Here is an 18399-nt window from a genome sequence, read left to right as displayed (position 1 = left end):
TTCTGGAGTTCCTGCCCCCGATGCGTACCCTTTCCCTAGTCTCGGCGTTTGCGCTATCCATCGCCGCTGTCTCCGCTCCAGCGTTTGCCCAGAACGCGCCTGCAAATCCATCAGCCGCAGCGGGCGTCCACACCGATCTTCCGCGCGTGGCGCACCCTTCGCACTATACCATTGCGATCACACCCGATGCAGCGAACCTCAAGTTCAGCGGCCAGTCCTCGGTCGATCTGGAAGTAACCGAGGCGACGCCGTTCCTGACGCTCCACTCGCTGGATCTGAATATTTCTGCGGCCACACTGACGCCTGTTGGCGGCACTGCCATGCCTGTGACCATCACCATGGACGCGGCCAGCCAGACCGCGCGCTTCACCGCTGCTCAGCCCTTGGCCCCCGGCAAGTACCGCCTCGATACGACATACACCGGCATCATCAACACGCAGGCCAACGGCCTGTTCGCGCTCGATTATCCCGACAAGATCACCGGCAAGGATGTGCGTGGGCTGTTTACGCAGTTTGAAGCGCCCGATGCGCGCCGCTTCGCCCCGATGTTCGATGAGCCGATCTACAAGGCGACATTCGACCTTTCCGCCGTCGTCCCGGCGAGCCAAATGGCCATCGGAAATATGCCGGTGGCCAAGGAAGAGCCGCTCGACGGTGGGCTGAAGCGCGTGACCTTTGGCACCAGCCCGAAAATGTCGTCCTATCTGCTGTTCTTCTCGCTCGGCGATTTTGAACGCATGGCCCGCGAAGCCTCGCCCGGCGTGCAGGTCGGCATCGTTGCACCCAGGGGCAGTGGCGAACAGTCGCGCTTTGCCTTGAACGAACTCGCTCCGCTGATCCCCTATTACGCGGAATACTTCGGCCAACCCTATCCCCTGCCCAAGCTGGATAACGTGGCTGCGCCCGGCCAGTCGCAGTTCTTTTCGGCAATGGAAAACTGGGGCGCGATCCTCACGTTCGAACGCATCCTGCTTGATGATCCGGCGATCACCAGCGCGGCTGCGCGCCAGAACATCGTCACCACGCAGGCGCATGAAGTTGCGCACCAGTGGTTCGGCAATCTGGTGACGATGGCGTGGTGGGAAGACCTCTGGCTGAACGAGGGATTTGCCAGCTGGATGGAAACCAAGGCCACCGCGCATTTCCACCCCGACTGGTTCCCGCTGCTTGGCCGCGTGAACGGGCGCGATGCGGCGATGGGCCTTGATGGGTACAAGACCACGCACCCAATCGTGCAGGAAATCAAGACCGTCGACGAGACCAACCAGGCCTTCGACGCGATTACCTATCAGAAGGGCGAAGCGGTCATTTCCATGCTCGAAGCCTTTGCCGGTGAAACCGTGTGGCGCGACGGTTTGCGCGCCTATATGCGTGATCACAAGTTCGGCAACACGCAGTCCAAGGATCTGTGGCAGGCGGTCGAAAAGGCGGGCGCTCCGGGCCTCACCGCCATCGCAATGGACTTCACCACCAAACCCGGCATTCCGTTGGTCAAGGTCACCGGCATGACCTGCAAGAAGGGCGTGGCCACGCTCAATCTTGAGCAGAGCGAATTCAGCGTTGACCGCAAGGCTGAAGTTGCCGCCACGCCACAGCAGTGGAAAGTGCCGCTGCTGGTTTCCAGCGCTTCGGGTGAACCGGTGCGGACGATCCTTGATGGCGGCAAAGCCACGGTCAGCGTCAATGGCTGCGGGCCGGTGGTGATCAATGCGGGCCAGCTCGGCTACTACCGTTCGCTCTATACGCCGAAGATGCTGCAATCGCTGAAAGCTGCGATGCCAGGCCTCGCCCCGGTCGATCAGATGGGCCTGATTGCCGACAATCTGGCGCTCTCGGCCAGCGGCTATCAGCCCTATGGCCCTGCGTTTGATCTGCTTGCGGCCATTCCCGGCAATGCCAATCCGGTTGTGCTGAGCAATGCGTTCGGCGATTTCGTGGGTGCATGGCGCACGCTCGACAAGGACGCTGCAGCGCAAAAGAAGCTGGCGACCAAGGTCGCGGCAACCTACAAGCCGCGCCTGCTGTCGCTGGGCTTCGAGCCGAAGGCGGGCGAAAGCCTGCCCGATGCCGACTTGCGCTCAACGCTGATTGCAGGATTTGGCACGATGGGCGATTCGGACGTAGTGGCAGAAGCGCGCCGCCGCTTCGGCCTGCTGGCTTCGAACCCCAAGGCAATGGACGGGCCGCTGAAAACGACCTGGCTCAACATCATCGCACGCAATGCCACGAAGGCAGAGTGGGATGCGATCCGCAATATGGCCGCAGCATCGAACAGCGGAGTAGAGCGGCAGTTCCTTTACACGCTGCTGGGTCGCCCCGCTGATGCTGCACTGGCAAAGGCCGCGCGTGAACTTGCGTTGACCGATGCTCCGGGCAAGACCACCAGCGCGGCGATGATCGTCGCTTCGGCTGGCTTGCACGCTGACGAGACATACGCGTTCGCACTGGCCAACCGTGACCAGATCGAAGCGCTGGTCGATGCGCAGAGCCGGGTGACCTTCATCGCAGGCCTAGGTTCGAACTCCAATGATCCGGCTATGATCGAGAAACTGAACACCTTCAAGGCGACCGTTCCAGCTGAAGCGGCGCGACCGGTCGACCGCGTGATCGCGGTGCTGACCGAAAAGGCCAAATCGCGTCCGCTCTTTGCCAAGGGCCTGTCGGACTGGCTGGCCAAGCTGAAGAAGTAACTCACTCAAAATCCCCCTCCTCTTCAGAGGAGGGGTAAGGGGTGGTGGCGATGCCGCAGGCGTCGCTTGTATAACGACTTCGGGCTAGGCGGAAAACACCACCCCCAACCCCCTCCTCTGAAGAGGAGGGGGCTCAGTAAAACCTTTGCCCGTCCCGCAGGCATACTATCAGCGCAGCAATCCGCCCATGATGCCGCGCGCAAAGCGGCCGAAAGCGGCTCCGCCGATGGACGTGGCGATGGTGCCGACCACGGCGGTGAGTCCTGTGGACATTGGCGATGCGCTTGTCTTCTTGCCTGTGATCTTGGCCGCGATGACCGCTCCGGCGGACGATGCCACCGCGCCCGCCGCAGCTTTCCCGGCCTTTTCCCACATGGAAGACGTGCGACGCGGCGCTGCGCGCTGCGCTTCCTCGCCTTCTTCCGCGACCTGCTGCGCAGCGGCAGCCGCATCGGCGGACTTCTGCGCCAGCACTTCGGCGGCAGATTCGCGATTTACGGCAGTGTCGTATTTGCCATCGAACGGGCTGACCGACTGGATGATCGCGCGCTCCTTCGGCGTCACCGGCCCCAGGCGCGAGCGCGGCGGCGAGATCATCGTGCGTTGCACGACTGCGGGCGAACCGTCGTCGTTCAGCGTTGAAACCAGCGCCTCGCCCACCTTCAGCTCAGTGATGACAGTTTCAACGTCCAGTTCCTTGTTGATGCGGAACGTCTCTGCCGCCGCGCGGATTGCACGCTGATCGCGCGGGGTGAAGGCGCGCAAGGCGTGCTGAACGCGGTTACCAAGCTGGCCTGCAATCTTTTCGGGAATGTCGATCGGGTTCTGCGAGATGAAATAGACGCCCACGCCCTTGGACCGGATCAGGCGAACAACCTGCTCCACCTTGTCCATCAACGCGTCGGGCGCATCTTCGAACAGCAGGTGGGCTTCATCGAAGAAGAACACGAGGATTGGTTTGTCGGGATCACCCACTTCAGGCAGCGCCTCGAACAGTTCGGACAGCAGCCATAGCAGGAACGTGGCATACAGCTTCGGGCTCTGCATCAGCTTTTCAGCTGCAAGCACGTTGACCATGCCCCGGCCCTGATCGTCGACCTTGATGAAGTCGTTGATTTCGAACGCAGGCTCGCCAAAGAAACGGTCTGCGCCCTGGCTTTCGAAGCTCAATAACTGACGCTGGATCGCGCCGACGCTGGCCTTGGAAACATTGCCGTACTTGCCGGAAAGCTCGCTGGCATTTTCCGCACAGGCCATCAGCACCGATTGCAGGTCGGGCAGGTCGATCAGCAGCAAACCATTGTCATCGGCATAGCGGAACGCGATGTTCAGCACGCCTTCCTGCGTATCGTTGAGGCCCATCAGGCGCGAAAGCAGCAGCGGCCCCATTTCCGAAATCGTCGTGCGGATAGGGTGGCCGTTCTCGCCATAAAGGTCCCAGAACACCGCCGGATTGTCGGTATAGGCATAGTCGGTGATGCCCAGATCCTTGGCGCGCTGTTCGAGGCTGGCTGCGTGCTTGAAAGTGGGGCTGCCCGGCATCGAAATGCCCGCAAGGTCGCCTTTCACGTCGGCCATGAACACGGGTACGCCGCGCATCGAAAATTGTTCGGCAATGCCCTGCAGCGTCACCGTCTTGCCCGTGCCGGTCGCGCCTGCGATCAGCCCATGGCGGTTGGCCCGGCGCAAGCGTAGCACCTGCCGTTCGCCATTGGATGCCAGACCAAGGTAGATATCGTCCATGCCAGAAACCCCGTTCGTTTCGATGATGATTAGGCCGGGTAACCGCCCCTTGCGAGGGGTTTTTGCATCCAGAGCGGGGAACGGCTAGAGCGCGCTCCAGCCATGACGCCCAAGCCCTTCATCTTGCTCGACGATGCCCGAACCGAGGGCGCCAGCGACGCGCGACTTTATGAGGACGCGCTCGAAATCGTGGTCGCGCGCCGGGCCGACGAGGTTGAGGCGGCGCTGGCGCAGATTGCGGCGACACCCGGGGATTGGGCAGGCTACCTTGCCTATGAAGCTGGGCTGGCGCTGGAACCGCGTCTTGCGCCACTGGCGGCGGAGCGCACAGACGCGGCGGGACCGCTCGTGTGGTTCGCACGATTCGCCAAAGTCACGCGCATGGCCAGCGCCGAAGTGGAGCACTGGCTGGCTGGCAGGGCGGCAGGGCCGGGGCGGCTCGGCCCAATGGGCGCGGCGATTTCGTGCGGTGGCTATGCCAAAGCTTTCGAACTGGTGCAGGAAGCGATCCGCGCAGGCGACATCTATCAGGCCAACCTCACCTTCCCGCTGGCTGGTACGTGGAATGGCGACCCTCTGGCAATATACGCCGACGTTCGCCGCGATTCCCGTGCAGGCTATGGCGGGGTGATCTGGGACGGCGCGCACTGGCACCTCTCGTTCTCGCCCGAACTGTTCTTCAAGCTGGCAAATGGCGAAGCGCGCGTGCGCCCGATGAAGGGCACTGCGCCGCGCGGGGCCACGCCAGAAGAGGACGCGCGTTTCAAGGCGGACCTCTTTGCCAGCGTTAAGGACCGCGCCGAAAACCTGATGATCGTGGACCTGATGCGCAACGACCTGTCGCGCGTGTCGAATGCAGGTTCGGTCAAGGTTGAAGCGCCTTTTGCCATAGAAACCTACCCCACTGTCCACCAGATGGTCACGACGGTGCGCGCCAAACTTGTTCCGGGGGAAGACGTGAGCAGCCTGTTGCGCGCCATTTTCCCCTGCGGATCGATCACCGGCGCGCCAAAGATCCGCGCGATGGAAATCATCCACCGGGCCGAGCGGGATGCCCGCGGGCTCTATTGCGGATCGATCGGGCGGATAGACCCCTCTGGCGATGCCGCGTTCAATGTGGCAATCCGCACCGTGCGCCTTTCGCCGGATGGTCGCGCGGTCATGGGCGTGGGGTCTGCTGTCGTCGCCGATTCCGTAATGATTGGCGAATGGCGCGAATGCGTGGTGAAGGGGAATTTCTTGCGCTTGTCTGCTGGCCATGCCGACCTGATTGAAACGATGGCCTTCGATCCGGCCAAGGGCATCGAACTGCTCGAACTCCACCTCGAACGCATAAAGGCCAGTGCGCTGGCGCTCGGCTTCAGCTTCGATCGCCATGCGCTGCGCAATGCCATCCACGCCCTGTGCTTCGATCTGGACGCGCCGTGCAAGGTAAGGCTGGTCGTGTCGAAAAGCGGCGCTCACGCGCTCGATGCCGGGCCGCTGCCCGCGCCGCTGGAGCGGGTGACTTGCGTGGTGCTGCCGCTGCCAGTGTCTGACGGGGATTGGCGGCTGCGTCACAAGACTACAGACCGTGGCTTCTACGATGCAGGCCTCGCCGCCGCCAGACAGGTAGGCGCTAACGAGGCGCTGTTCCTGCGCGATGACGGCCTGCTGACCGAAGGCATGTTCACCAACATATTCGTAGAGCGCGATGGCGTGCTGCTCACCCCCCGCGCCGAAGTTGGCCTGCTGCCCGGCGTGCTGCGACGTTCGCTGATCGAAGCCGGGCGCGCGGTCGAGGCGGACCTGACGCTCGATGATCTGGCGGGCGGCTTCCTCGTCGGCAATGCCCTTCGCGGGCTTATCCCGGCGCGGCTGCTCGGCGCATGACCCAACTTTCCGTGGCCCTTGCGCGCATTGCCCCTTCGCGCACCACCGCCATTACCGACCGTGCGATCCAGTTGCGTGCCGAAGGGCGCGATGTGATCTCGCTCTCGGTGGGCGAGCCCGACTTCGCCACGCCCGCCCATGTGGTGCAGGCAGCCAAGGATGCACTTGACGCAGGCGACACCAAGTACACCGCCGTCGTCGGCACGCAGCGTTTGCGCGAAGCCGCCGCGCGGCACTTCCACCGTGATCTCGGTATCCAAGTACCGCCATCGCAGGTGATCGTCAGCGCAGGTGGCAAGCAGGCCATATTCCATGCCCTCCTCGCCACGCTCGATCCGGGCGATGAAGTGCTGGTCCCCAGCCCGTGGTGGGTCAGCTACCCCGAAATTGTCCGCTTTGCAGGGGCACAAGTGGTGGACCTGCCGACCGGTGCGGCGGGTGGTTTCCGCATCACGCCCGCTCAACTCGAAGCGGCCATCACCCCTGCCACACGCTGGCTCCTGCTCAACAGCCCTGGTAATCCCACCGGCGCGACCTATCCGGCACAGGAACTGCGCGCCCTTGGCGAAGTGCTGCGCCAGCACCCGCGCGTGCTGGTGATGAGCGACGACATCTACGCCCCCCTGCGCTATGGTGAGTGGATGCACGCCACGCTGGCGGTGGAATGCCCTGACCTTGCCGACCGCATCCTGACTGTTTCCGGCGTATCCAAAAGCCACGCGATGACCGGCTTCCGCATCGGTGTGTCGGCAGGTCCGGCATGGCTGATCGGAGCGATGGGGCGGCTGCAATCGCACTCGTCGGGCAATGCCGCTTCGATCAGCCAAGCCGCCGCCGTTGCCGCATTCGAAGGCCCGCAGGACTTCCTGATCGACTGGCGCGAGCGTTTCCGCGCGCGGCGTGATATGGTCTGCGCTGCGATCAACGCCATCCCCGGTCTCTCCACGCCGATCCCCGATGGCGCATTCTATTGCATGGTCGATGCCGTGCCATTGATGGTACGGTTCGGCGATGATGAGGCGCTTTGCCTCCACCTGCTGGAAAGCGGCGTGGCGGTCGTCCCTGCCTCGGCCTTTGGTGGCCGGGATGGTTTCCGTATCAGCTTCGCGGCGGACGAAGCAAAACTTGAAGAAGCGCTCCGGCGTATAGCAAAGGCCGTAGCGTGATCGATTTTTCCATCCTGTTCGAAGACGGTGAAGCTCTGGTGATCGACAAGCCCGCAGGCTTGCCGCTGGATCGCCCACGCGCGGGCGGGCCGTGCCTCGAAGACCACCTTGATGGCCTGCGCCTCGGCTTCCAGCGTGAACCGCACCCCGTCCACCGGCTCGACCAGGACACTTCGGGTTGCCTGCTGCTGGCCCGCAACCCCAAGGCGCTGAAGCGCTTTTCCGCCGCTTTCGAAGCGCGCGAGGTGGAGAAAGTCTACCTCGGCATCGTCTCAGGCGAAGTTGAAGGTGATAGCGGCACGATCGACCTTGCCTTGTCCAAGATCAGCTCGGCCGAAAAGGGCTGGCGGATGATCCCGGCGAAGAAAGGCAAGCCTTCCGTTACCCACTGGAAAGTACTGTCGCGCAAACCCGGCATGACTCTGGTGGAATTCAGGCCCGAAACCGGTCGTACCCATCAGATCCGCATTCACGCTCTCGCCGGGCTTGGCCACGCTCTGGTCGGCGATCCGATCTATGGTGATGGCAAGATCGCATGGCGCACTATGCTGCACGCCTCGGAACTGAAAGTGACGCGCGAAGGCAAGGAGCCGATTGACGCGTACTCGCCGATGCCGCTGGATTTCGCGGCTTTCGCGTTTGATGTGCCCTTGGCTGACGAAGCGCCGGTAACCGAAGGTTGACATGGACGTCGACGCTCTCGTCGCCCACGCGCTGACGCTGGTCGAGGAAAGTTTCATCGCCTCGGCCGGCCCTGGCGGGCAGAACGTCAACAAGGTGGCAACTGCCGTGCAGGTGCGGCTGGATGTATACGCGCTGCGCCTGCCACCGCCGATCTTCCACCGCCTGAAGGATCTTGCGGGCAGCAAGATGACCGCCAAGGGCGAAATCGTGATGACCGCTCGCAGCTATCGCACGCAGGAACAGAACCGCGAGGATGCGCGAAAGCGCCTTGCAGAGCTGCTGCGCGATGCCTGCAACCTGCCGCAAAAGCGCGCCAAATCCCGGCTGAATCGCGTGGGCAAGGTGCAGCGGCTGGCGGGAAAAAAGATACGCGGCGCGGTAAAAGCCGGACGCGGGAAGGTGCGGCTGGATTAGGCGGCTTGGTCTAATAGCCGTTCGTGTCGAGCGTAGTCGAGACACGCTGCTGGCAGTGTCTCGACTACGCTCGACACGAACGGAAGGTGGTGTTGGCTCAGTCCCCGCCAACCCGCTCGATTTCTGCGCCCATCAGCGACAGTTTTTCCTCAAGCCGCTCATACCCGCGATCAAGGTGATACAGCCGGTGCACCTGCGTCTCGCCCTCTGCCGCCAGCCCTGCAATCACCAGGCTCATCGAAGCGCGCAGGTCGGTTGCCATCACTTCGGCACCGGTCAACTTGTCCACGCCATGAACCACAGCCGTGCGGCCCTTGGTCTCGATCCACGCGCCCATGCGGTTCAGTTCGGGTACGTGCATGTAGCGGTTTTCAAAGATCGTTTCGGTCAACACCGACGATCCCTTGGCCATGCACAGCATCGCCATCAGTTGCGCCTGCATGTCGGTGGCAAAGCCGGGGTAGGGCGCAGTTGAAAGCGTGACCGGCTTCAGCGGACCGTCCGATACCACATGAATGCCACCTTTGACCGGCTCCACATGCACGCCTGCATCGCGCAGCGCCTGCACGGTGGCTTCCATGTCCTCGATCTTCGCGCCCTGTAGCGTCACTTCTCCGCCGGTAATCGCCGCAGCGCAGGCATAGGAGCCTGCCTCGATCCGGTCAGGCATGACCATGTAAGTCGCGCCATGCAGCCGGTCCACGCCATGGATGGTGATGTCAGATGTGCCAATGCCTTCGATCTGCGCACCCATCGCCACCAGCATGTTGCACAAGTCTACGATCTCAGGCTCACGCGCAGCATTGTGCAACGTGGATTTGCCCTTGGCGAGGACTGCGGTCATCAGCGCATTCTCGGTCGCGCCGACGGACACCACCGGGAAGGAATAACGCCCGCCCGGAAGCCCGCCATCGGGCGCAATCGCGCGCACATACCCAGCAGCCAGTTCGATGGTTGCGCCCAGCGCTTCCAGCGCTTTTAGATGAAGGTCGATTGGACGGTTGCCAATCGCGCAGCCACCAGGGAGCGACACCGTTGCCTCGCCCGCACGCGCCAGCAGCGGGCCGAGAACGAGGATCGAGGCGCGCATCTTGCGCACCAGATCGTATGGCGCGACGGTGGATGTCAGGCGCGTGGCCTGCAACGTCATGACGCGTCCAAAATCCTCAGGCCGCGCGCCCGCAATGGATGTGGACACCCCGAACTGGTTCATAAGATGCTGAAAGCCATCAATATCGGCAAGGCGCGGCAGATTGCGCAGCGTCACCGGCTCATCCGTCAGCAATGCACACGGGAGCAAGGTGAGGGCCGAATTCTTTGCGCCGGAAACCGGCACAGTGCCCGAAAGGCGCTTTCCGCCGCGAATGATGATCTTGTCCATCGCCGTCATTTAACCGGTTTGCTGCACCGTGCAAGCATGAGCGATTGTTAAACCGGGCCACACTGGCTTGACATTCTTCCTCAGTAATTGTGCAGTGCATCATGAGGGTGCAACAAACTGTGGACATTATTGGACAATGAGCTCGAACCAGCAGCGCAAACCGATCCGTAAAGCCGTGTTTCCCGTTGCGGGTCTTGGCACCCGCTTCCTGCCAGCGACCAAGGCAATTCCCAAGGAAATGCTGCCCATCATCGACCGCCCGCTGATCCAGTATGCGGTGGATGAAGCGCGCGAGGCTGGGATCGAACAACTGATCTTCGTCACCGGACGCGGAAAGACGGCCATCGTCGAACATTTCGACACTGCCTTCGAACTCGAACATACGATGAGCGGGCGAGGCAAGAAACTGGACGTACTCGATGCCACCCGCATCCAGCCCGGCAACCTCGTCACCGTGCGCCAGCAGGTGCCGATGGGGCTCGGCCACGCCATCTGGTGCGCCCGCGCTGTCGTGGGCGATGAACCTTTCGCTATTTTCCTGCCGGACGAAATGATGGTCGGCGAGCCGGGCGGCAAGGGCGGCTGCATGAAGCAGATGGTCGATGCCTATAACGAAGTTGGTGGCAATCTGATCTCCGTGCTCGAAGTGCCGCGCGAAGAGGTTTCCAGTTACGGCGTGATCGCGCCTGGTGCCAAAGTGTCGGACACGCTGACCGAAGTCACCGGCCTTGTCGAAAAGCCGAAGGTAGCCGATGCGCCGTCAAATCTCATCATCTCGGGCCGGTACATCCTTCAGCCCGAAGTGATGCGGACGCTGGAAAATCAGGACAAGGGTGCCGGTGGCGAGATTCAGCTGACAGACGCCATGGCGCGCATGATCGGCCAGCAGCCATTCCATGCAGTAAAATTCGCTGGCCGCCGCTTCGACTGCGGCAGCAAGGCGGGCTTCGTGGAGGCCACCCTGTCGCTGGCACTGGAACGGTCCGATATGGCCGACGAAGTGCGTGCGATCATGCGGCGTCTGCTCGCTGAAGGATAACGATCAGGGCGCGCGCAAGTAGGCAAGGCACATGCGGCCGAGTTCTCGCTTGAGCACGTCCCAGTCGTAATCGTGCGCCGCTTCGCCCGATGAACCAAGGCTCAACTGGCGTGCCAGCGTTGCAAAGACGATCTTGTACGCAGAGTTGGCTCTGGTCTCGTGATCGTCACCGCCAAAGCTGTCGCGATAGTGCAACATGGCATTCATCCCGCGCGCAGTTGCGCGCAGGGCGTGGTCCTTGCCGGGTTTGGACACTAGCGGATCGAATGAGGCGCGTTCCATCGCAAGGCGCAGCAGCGGCGCGTTGATGCGCAGCACTTCGGCATAGCCTGCCACATAACGTGGCATGAATTCATCCAGCGTGGGTGACTGCGCCAGCACGTCGTTCACCATCGTCTCTTCGGCAGCGGCCAGTTCCTCAAGCGCGCGGGCAATCACCGCGCGCACCAGGTTGTCCTTGCTCTGGAACCGCAAATAGATCGACCCGATGGACACCGCGCCACGCTGGTTCACGTCCTGAAGCGTGAAATCCTCGTTGCCACGCTCCAGCATCAGTTCGCGCGCCGCGCTGAGCATCCGTTCAAGCGAGGCTTTGCTGCGGCCCTGCTGCGGCTTTCTGCTGACCGTTTCCACCGCCAGCGCTGGTTCTTCCGCCGGGCGCTTTGCGCTTCGTGCCATCGTATTCGTCTGCCGATCCTGAAATGAAGGTTCTAGAATATACTACCCTTTGGATTTTGCATGAAATGCCTTCAAAGGCGAACGCAAAAATGCGAGGCAAGGATAAGCGCTGGTTGACCCGGCGATGTTCGCAATTAGAATACATCTTTTAATGACAGCGATGACAGATCGGGAGAATGCAATGCGGCGTTTGCGAATGGGCATGATTGGTGGCGGACCGGGCGCATTTATCGGCCCGGTGCATCGCTATGCTGCCGAGATGGATCGCGAGATCGAGCTTGTCGCAGGCGTGTTTTCGAGCGACGCCGCACGCAGCGCGGCAGCCGGCGAAAGCTACCGTATTGATCCTGCGCGCGCCTATCCCTCGCTTGACGCCATGTTCGCGGGTGAGGCCGCACGCGAAGATGGCATTGATTTCGTGTCGATCGTCACGCCCAATCACAATCACCTGCCATCGGCTCGCGCTGCACTGGCAGCAGGCTTTCCGGTGATGACCGACAAGCCGCTCACCGCAACACTGGCCGAGGCGCACGAACTGGCAGGTCTCGTTGCCGCATCGGCCAAGCCCTTCGGCGTGACCTACACCTATTCCGGCTACCCCTTGGTTCGAGAAGCCCGCGCCCGCATCGCGGCAGGACAGATCGGCACGATCCGCAAAGTCGTCGTGGAATACCCACAAGGCTGGCTAGCTGGTGAAGCATTGGGCAAGCAGGCCGAATGGCGTGTCGATCCGGCAAAGGCGGGCCTTGGTGGATGCATCGGTGATATCGGCGTTCATGCCTTCCAGCTTGCCGAATTCGTCACCGGTCTGCGCGTGTCAGAAATGCTGGCCGATCTTGGCGCGGTCGTGCCTGGCCGCCTGCTCGATGATGACTGCTCGATCCTGCTGCGCTTCGATAATGGGGCACGCGGCGTGCTACTCGCCAGCCAGATCGAGGTGGGTGAACTCAACGGCTTGCGCATTCGCGCCTATGGCGACAAGGGCGGCATCACGTGGAAGCAGGAACAGCCCAACACGCTCACCATCGCGCATCTTGATGGCACCTGCACCCTGGTGCGGGCCGGCACGGAAGCGCTCGGCCCCGACGCTGCATCACGCACCCGCACGCCCGGCGGCCACCCCGAAGGCTATCTCGAAGCCTTCGCCAATCTCTACCGCGATTTTGCCGCACTTGTGCGCGGTGAAAGCGCCCCGCTGCTGCCGAGCATTGCCGATGGCGTGCGCGGCATGATCTTTATCGACACCGCCGTTTCCGCCAGCCGCAGCAATGCTGGCTGGGTCACGCTTGAAGCCTGAGGAGAGAGCCACCATGAAGACCATCAAAGGCCCCGGCATTTTCCTTGCCCAGTTCGCCAGTGACACCGCTCCATTCAACAGCCTTGAGAGCATCGCCGATTGGGCAGCAGGGCTGGGGTACAAAGGCATCCAGATTCCCAGTTGGGCCGGGCAGCTTTTCGATCTGGAAAAGGCTGCCACCAGCCAGACCTATTGTGACGAGATCAAGGGGATGCTGGCCGACAAGGGGCTGGAAATCACCGAGCTTTCGACGCACCTTCAGGGCCAGCTTGTCGCCGTCCACCCGGCATTTGATGCGCAGTTCGATGGCTTTGCACCTGCCTCGGTCCACGGCAACCCTGACGCCCGGCAGGAATGGGCGGTGCAGCAGATGAAGTTCGCCGCCAAGGCCAGCGCCAACCTCGGCCTTGCCGCTCACGCCTCGTTCTCAGGCGCGTTTGCGTGGCCCTACTTCTACCCTTGGCCTGCCCGCCCTGCCGGTTTGGTCGAAGACGCGTTTGACGAACTCGCCCGTCGCTGGAAACCGATTCTCGATGTGTTCGATGAAAACGGCGTCGATGTTGCCTATGAGATTCACCCCGGCGAAGATCTGCATGACGGGGTGACTTTCGAGATGTTCCTCGAACGCGTCGGCAACCACCCCCGCGCCAATATTCTCTACGACCCCAGCCACTTCGTGCTGCAACAGCTCGATTATCTGGCCTTCATCGATATCTATCACGAACGCATCAAATGCTTCCACGTGAAGGATGCCGAGTTCCGTCCCAATGGCCGCTCTGGCGTCTACGGCGGCTACCAATCGTGGGTAGACCGGCCCGGACGCTTCCGTTCATTGGGTGACGGGCAGGTCGATTTCCCCGGCATCTTCAGCAAGATGGCCGCCAACGACTTTACCGGGTGGGCCGTGCTCGAATGGGAATGCGCGCTGAAGCACCCTGAAGTAGGCGCGGCCGAAGGCGCCCCCTTCATCGATCGCCACATCATCAAGGTGACCGAACACGCTTTCGACGACTTTGCAGCAGGCGGTGCTGACCGGGCGCTTAATGCAAGGCTTATGGGCATCGGCTGAACCCACTTTTCCTTCCCCACCGAAAGAACGCCGACAGATCCGCTCTGCCGGCGTTTCTTTTTGCCTGCCTGCCATGCATTCATAAGATAAATGAAAAATGATGAATGATATTTCTATTTCGGATAAATTTTTCAGATGTATCACAAGTGTCGCAGTAGCGGACGACGTCAGCACTCTATCCAGAGTCATGGCCTATGCTATCCAAAGGAATCATTATTTTACTTGATGCAGAGCTTGCGTCATCGCGTGTTTTGACAGTGTCCGCAGCCCGGTCCGACAGCCTGTGCCTGGAAATCTGATTTAATAGAACAATAGTTCTAGTTTTTATAATTCGCATCTGATAACGACTGTTCACGCCAAATATGGCACTACATGGGGAGGAAAGACGACCATGCCCAAGACCACTTTCACACGCGCATTGCTGCTGAGCGCTTGCTCGCTGGCCTTCGCCGCTCCCGCCTACGCGCAGGAAAGTGCAGCCGAAGAGGCTGATTCAAAAATCATCATCGTAACCGCACAGAACCGTGCGCAAAACGTCAATGACGTGCCCATCGCCATCAATGTGGTGAATGCCGAGCAGCTGCAGCAGGCTGGCTTCTCGAACATGAACGACATCGGCAAAATTGCCCCGGCTGTTCAGCTCAATCAGGATCAGGGCACCATCAAGGTGACCGTCCGCGGCGTCGGCACAAATTCAAACGACGAATCGCAGGACACCTCGGTCGTCGTGAATATCGACGGCGAATACATGAACCGCCCGCAGGCGCTCAGCATTGCGCTGTTCGATCTTGATCGCGTCGAAGTTCTGCGTGGGCCGCAGGGCACACTTTACGGTCGTAACTCGACCGGTGGCGCGATCAACTTCATCACCCGCAAGCCGGGCAAGGAATTTGCAGCGAACGGCTCGGCCAGCTACGGTAACTACAACGCTGTCCGTCTTGACGGGGGCGTCACCGTCCCGCTCGGCGACATTGGCGGCATCCGCCTTGCTGGTTTCTATGACGAGCATGATGGCTACATCAGGCATCCAGCACGCCCGTCGTACAACGCAGGCTACACGTATCCGGCCTTCTCAGGTGGGCGCTCTGACGACAACAAGGCCTATGGTGGTCGTGCCTCGATCCAGCTTGAGCCGACCGATGCCCTGACCGTCTACTTCGCAGGCGAATACGCCAAGCGTGAATTCACGCCGCAGGCCTTCGCCTCGGCCGATCTCAACGCTGCGGGCGTCCGGCCGACCAATGCAAGCTGCGCCACGGCAAGCGGGTTCACCGCTGTAGCGCCTATCTACGCATCGGCTCTCGGTCAGGTGCTCTGCATCCCGAACCAAACCAACCTGCTCGCTGGCGTAAACCGCGGTGAATACGCAGCTCCGGCCTTCGGTCTCGGCAAGTTGTCGCAGGACACGTACGCACTGCGTGGACGGCTGGCCTATGAAGTCAGCGATGCTCTGACGATTTCCTACATCGGCGGCTATCGCAAGTTTGAAGGCACTCCCGGCCAGTTCCTGACCCTGCCAGTCACCTATCGCTCGTTCGGTTGGGACCAGCGCACCAGCACGCAAAGCCACGAGCTTCGCTTCAACGGCGAAGTGAACGGCATCACCTATCAGGTCGGCGGCTTCTACTTCAAGGAAACCGTCAACGCCGAAAGCAGCTTCGTCACCACCTTTGGTCCGAACGTTGTGACGCTGTCCTACTTTGATCGTGACATCACCAGCGAGAGCAAGTCCGCGTTCGGTCAGGTGGAGTTGCCCTTGGGCGAAACGCTGACCGCCGTTGGTGGCCTGCGCTACACCGAAAATTCGCGCGAGGCACTCTATCGCAATGCCACGCCGTTTGGTGCCGGTCCGCCAGATCCGCTGCTGTTCAACGGCGCAATCACCCCGAAGAGCTTCAACGATTTGCGTTTCAAGACGATCTTCCCGCTTTCGAGCAAGGAAGATCAGGTCACGTGGCTCGTAGGTTTGAACTACAAGCCGAACAGTGACACCCTAGTGTTCGCCAAAGTGTCGACCGGTTTCAAGGGCGGTGGCTTTGATTCGGTGGGTGACTACAAGCCTGAAACCAACACTGCCTACGAAATGGGCTGGAAGCAGACGTTTGGTGATCGTGGGCAGCACCAGTTCAATCTTGGCGGGTTCTACTACGATTACAAGGATCTGCAGGTGTCGGTCCTGCTTGATACCACGGTCGGTGGTCAGACGTTCAACGCCGGCAAGGCCAAGATCTGGGGCATCGAAGCATCGGCAGATTTTGCGCTGAGCGACAACGACAGCTTCCATGCTTCGGTCAACTACCTGAACGCCGAGTACAAGGAACTGTTCGCGCAGTTCAACGTCTATTGCCTTCCCGTGCCCGGTCGCCCCCAAAGCGTATGCGACAGCCGCAATGGCATCGGTGATCTGGATCCCACCACGCCAGGTGCACAGCAGCCAAACTTTGCCGGCAACCGTCCGCCATTCTCGCCGGAGTGGGTGATCACCGCGGGCTATGACCACATTTTCAACCTCGGCGGTGCAGGCACGCTGCGTGCCAGCGCGAACACCACGTTCAAGAGTTCGTACTTCACCGAATTCTACAACTACCGTGATGGCCAGCAAAAGGCACTGACTCAGACTGACGCCAGCCTTGAATACAAGCCTGAGAACGAGCGCTTCTCGATCACGGCCTTTGCCAAGAACCTCGAAAACGTAAGGCCGCTGACTTACGGCGGCTTCACATCGGCTGGCCCGAACGATGACGTGTTCAACTGGCAGTTCGGTACGCCACGCACATACGGCGTCCGCCTCGCAGTCGATTTCTAAGTCCGATCAAGAGTGAAAATGCAATTTGGGGGGCGGGCAACCGCTCCCCTTTTTCTTTGCGCGCGCCCAAACTGCAAACTTTTGGTTTGCACCTTTGCAAATTTACCATGAGCATGAACCCGTTTGACGAGATCGCGGTTGAGGAAGCCATTCGCCTGAAGGAAAAGGGCGTGGTGACCGAGATCGTGGCGGTGTCTGTCGGACCGGCGAAGGCGCAGGAAACGCTGCGCACGGCGCTGGCGATGGGCGCGGATCGGGCGGTTCTGGTACTGTGCGAGGACGAGGTAGAGCCGCTGGCTGTGGCCAAGATCATCAAGGGCATTGCCGATGAAGAGGCCCCCGGCCTGATCATCACCGGCAAGCAGGCGATCGACGATGACAGCAACCAGGTGGGCCAGATGGTCGCCGCGCTGCTGGGCCGTCCGCAGGGCACTTTCGCCAACGAGATCAGCGTTGAGGGCGATGCGGTCGTCGTCAAGCGCGAGATCGATGGCGGTCTGCAGACCGTGCGTCTGGCGCTGCCCGCCGTGGTCACCACCGACCTGCGCCTGAACGAGCCGCGCTATGCAAGCTTGCCCAACATCATGAAGGCCAAGTCCAAGCCCTTGGCCAACAAGACCCCCGCCGATTACGGTGTCGATGTCGCCCCGCGCCTCAAGACGCTGAAAGTCACCGAACCGCCGGTGCGCAGCGCGGGCATCAAGGTGCCCGATGTCGATACGCTGGTCGCCAAGCTCAAGGAAATGGGAGTAGCCTGATGTCGAAGGTTCTCGTTCTGGTCGAACACGACAACGCCTCCGTCAAGGATGCCACCCTCGCCGCCGTCACCGCCGCTGCCCAGATCGGCGAAGTGACCGCGCTGGTCGCAGGCGCAGGCTGTGACGGCGCCGCAACCGCCGCCGCGCAGATCGCCGGCGTCGCCAAAGTGCTGAAAGCCGATGACGCCGCACTCGAAAACGCGCTGGCCGAAAACCTCGCGCCCCTGATCGCAGGCCTGATGGCGGACTACGACGCCTTCGTCGCACCCGCCACCACCACCGGCAAGAACGTCGCCCCGCGCGTTGCTGCGCTGCTCGATGTGATGCAGGTGTCCGACATCCTCTCGGTCGAAGGCCCCAAGACCTTCACGCGCCCGATCTACGCCGGCAACGCCATCGCCACGGTCGAAAGCTCGGACGCCAAGCTGGTGATCACCGTACGCGGCACCGCCTTTGCCAAGGCCGCCCCCACGGGCGGCAGCGCCAGCGTAGAAGCCGTCGCAGCCACCCCCGACAGCGGCCTCAGCACGTTCATCAGCGCCGAAATCGCCAAGTCCGAGCGCCCCGAACTGACCAGCGCCAAGATCATCGTCTCGGGCGGCCGCGCGCTCAAGGACGCGGCAACCTTCGAACAGGTCATCACGCCGCTGGCCGACAAACTGAACGCAGGCATCGGCGCCAGCCGCGCCGCTGTCGACGCAGGCTACGTGCCCAACGACTACCAGGTCGGCCAGACCGGCAAGATCGTGGCGCCCGAAGTTTACATCGCGGTCGGCATCTCCGGCGCGATCCAGCACCTTGC

General features: G+C 61.6%; 13 protein-coding genes and 1 pseudogene. 11 read left to right on the top strand and 3 right to left on the bottom strand.

Features of this window, described 5'->3' with window-relative positions:
- Nucleotides 1–20 precede the first annotated feature (20 nt).
- Nucleotides 21–2690 carry a M1 family metallopeptidase gene (locus B7X90_RS10385; protein WP_292624224.1) on the top strand — a complete coding sequence of 890 codons (2670 nt, stop codon included), beginning with the start codon at nucleotides 21–23 and terminating at the stop codon, nucleotides 2688–2690.
- 168 nt (nucleotides 2691–2858) lie between these two features.
- Here the strand turns inward: B7X90_RS10385 and B7X90_RS10380 are convergent, their stop codons facing one another.
- On the bottom strand, nucleotides 2859–4433 hold the full coding sequence (locus tag B7X90_RS10380; RefSeq protein WP_292624222.1) for a helicase HerA-like domain-containing protein: 1575 nt from the start codon (nucleotides 4431–4433) through the stop codon (nucleotides 2859–2861).
- 102 nt (nucleotides 4434–4535) lie between these two features.
- Between B7X90_RS10380 and pabB the strand changes: the two genes are divergently transcribed.
- From pabB to arfB, 4 genes are read left to right on the top strand one after another with little or no spacing between them, the layout of a single operon-like run.
- On the top strand, nucleotides 4536–6305 hold the full coding sequence (pabB, locus tag B7X90_RS10375) for an aminodeoxychorismate synthase component I (protein ID WP_292624221.1): 1770 nt from the start codon (nucleotides 4536–4538) through the stop codon (nucleotides 6303–6305).
- Complete coding sequence (locus tag B7X90_RS10370) at nucleotides 6302–7471, top strand: pyridoxal phosphate-dependent aminotransferase (protein WP_292624220.1); 1170 nt, start codon at nucleotides 6302–6304, stop codon at nucleotides 7469–7471. Before pabB ends, B7X90_RS10370 begins: the two co-directional genes overlap by 4 nt.
- Nucleotides 7468–8154: an RluA family pseudouridine synthase gene (locus tag B7X90_RS10365; protein ID WP_292624219.1), complete on the top strand. Its 687-nt coding sequence runs from the start codon at nucleotides 7468–7470 to the stop codon at nucleotides 8152–8154. The genes B7X90_RS10370 and B7X90_RS10365 overlap by 4 nt, the downstream gene beginning before the upstream one ends.
- Before the next feature lies 1 nt (nucleotide 8155).
- The gene (gene arfB / locus B7X90_RS10360) at nucleotides 8156–8569 is read left to right on the top strand and encodes an alternative ribosome rescue aminoacyl-tRNA hydrolase ArfB (RefSeq protein ID WP_292624218.1); all 414 of its coding nucleotides are present in this window, start codon (nucleotides 8156–8158) and stop codon (nucleotides 8567–8569) included.
- A 97-nt stretch (nucleotides 8570–8666) separates the two neighbouring features.
- Here arfB and murA read toward each other — a convergent pair whose 3' ends face one another.
- Complete coding sequence (gene murA, locus B7X90_RS10355; RefSeq protein ID WP_292624283.1) at nucleotides 8667–9950, bottom strand: UDP-N-acetylglucosamine 1-carboxyvinyltransferase; 1284 nt, start codon at nucleotides 9948–9950, stop codon at nucleotides 8667–8669.
- Between the two features lie 136 nt (nucleotides 9951–10086).
- Between murA and galU the strand changes: the two genes are divergently transcribed.
- Nucleotides 10087–10989: a UTP--glucose-1-phosphate uridylyltransferase GalU gene (gene galU, locus B7X90_RS10350; RefSeq protein ID WP_292624216.1), complete on the top strand. Its 903-nt coding sequence runs from the start codon at nucleotides 10087–10089 to the stop codon at nucleotides 10987–10989.
- A gap of 3 nt (nucleotides 10990–10992) precedes the next feature.
- Here galU and B7X90_RS10345 read toward each other — a convergent pair whose 3' ends face one another.
- Nucleotides 10993–11667 (bottom strand): TetR/AcrR family transcriptional regulator, encoded by a 675-nt coding sequence (locus B7X90_RS10345; protein WP_292624214.1) that lies wholly within the window; start codon nucleotides 11665–11667, stop codon nucleotides 10993–10995.
- A 181-nt stretch (nucleotides 11668–11848) separates the two neighbouring features.
- On the opposite strand from B7X90_RS10345, the gene B7X90_RS10340 reads away from it, so the two are divergent.
- From B7X90_RS10340 to B7X90_RS10320, 5 genes and pseudogenes are all read left to right on the top strand, one after another.
- A complete protein-coding gene (locus tag B7X90_RS10340) occupies nucleotides 11849–12964 on the top strand; it encodes a Gfo/Idh/MocA family oxidoreductase (RefSeq protein ID WP_292624212.1) in 1116 nt (371 codons plus the stop codon).
- Between the two features lie 13 nt (nucleotides 12965–12977).
- A complete protein-coding gene (locus B7X90_RS10335; protein ID WP_292624211.1) occupies nucleotides 12978–14033 on the top strand; it encodes a sugar phosphate isomerase/epimerase in 1056 nt (351 codons plus the stop codon).
- A gap of 391 nt (nucleotides 14034–14424) precedes the next feature.
- Nucleotides 14425–16839: a TonB-dependent receptor gene (locus tag B7X90_RS10330; protein WP_292624209.1), complete on the top strand. Its 2415-nt coding sequence runs from the start codon at nucleotides 14425–14427 to the stop codon at nucleotides 16837–16839.
- Between the two features lie 107 nt (nucleotides 16840–16946).
- A pseudogene (locus tag B7X90_RS10325) lies at nucleotides 16947–17597 on the top strand (electron transfer flavoprotein subunit beta/FixA family protein); the annotation flags it as partial.
- Nucleotides 17597–18399 (top strand): electron transfer flavoprotein subunit alpha/FixB family protein (locus B7X90_RS10320; RefSeq protein ID WP_292624207.1); only part of this gene is annotated, 803 nt, incomplete at its 3' end. The pseudogene B7X90_RS10325 and the gene B7X90_RS10320, both read left to right, overlap by 1 nt.

The organism is Novosphingobium sp. 17-62-19 (assembly GCF_002256775.1).
Taxonomy (GTDB): Bacteria; Pseudomonadota; Alphaproteobacteria; order Sphingomonadales; family Sphingomonadaceae; genus Novosphingobium.
Note: the sequence above shows the minus strand (reverse complement) of the source record. Positions and strands in the feature narration are given on the sequence as shown.

Excerpts from the sequence above, each read along its gene's own strand:
- B7X90_RS10345 (WP_292624214.1), bottom strand. The coding sequence starts at position 11,667 with ATGGCACGAAGCGCAAAGCGCCCGGCGGAAGAACCAGCGCTGGCGGTG.
- B7X90_RS10330 (WP_292624209.1), top strand. The coding sequence starts at position 14,425 with ATGCCCAAGACCACTTTCACACGCGCATTGCTGCTGAGCGCTTGCTCG.
- B7X90_RS10380 (WP_292624222.1), bottom strand. The coding sequence starts at position 4,433 with ATGGACGATATCTACCTTGGTCTGGCATCCAATGGCGAACGGCAGGTG.
- B7X90_RS10385 (WP_292624224.1), top strand. The coding sequence starts at position 21 with ATGCGTACCCTTTCCCTAGTCTCGGCGTTTGCGCTATCCATCGCCGCT.
- arfB (WP_292624218.1), top strand. The coding sequence starts at position 8,156 with ATGGACGTCGACGCTCTCGTCGCCCACGCGCTGACGCTGGTCGAGGAA.
- B7X90_RS10370 (WP_292624220.1), top strand. The coding sequence starts at position 6,302 with ATGACCCAACTTTCCGTGGCCCTTGCGCGCATTGCCCCTTCGCGCACC.
- murA (WP_292624283.1), bottom strand. The coding sequence starts at position 9,950 with ATGGACAAGATCATCATTCGCGGCGGAAAGCGCCTTTCGGGCACTGTG.
- B7X90_RS10340 (WP_292624212.1), top strand. The coding sequence starts at position 11,849 with ATGCGGCGTTTGCGAATGGGCATGATTGGTGGCGGACCGGGCGCATTT.
- pabB (WP_292624221.1), top strand. The coding sequence starts at position 4,536 with ATGACGCCCAAGCCCTTCATCTTGCTCGACGATGCCCGAACCGAGGGC.
- galU (WP_292624216.1), top strand. The coding sequence starts at position 10,087 with ATGAGCTCGAACCAGCAGCGCAAACCGATCCGTAAAGCCGTGTTTCCC.
- B7X90_RS10335 (WP_292624211.1), top strand. The coding sequence starts at position 12,978 with ATGAAGACCATCAAAGGCCCCGGCATTTTCCTTGCCCAGTTCGCCAGT.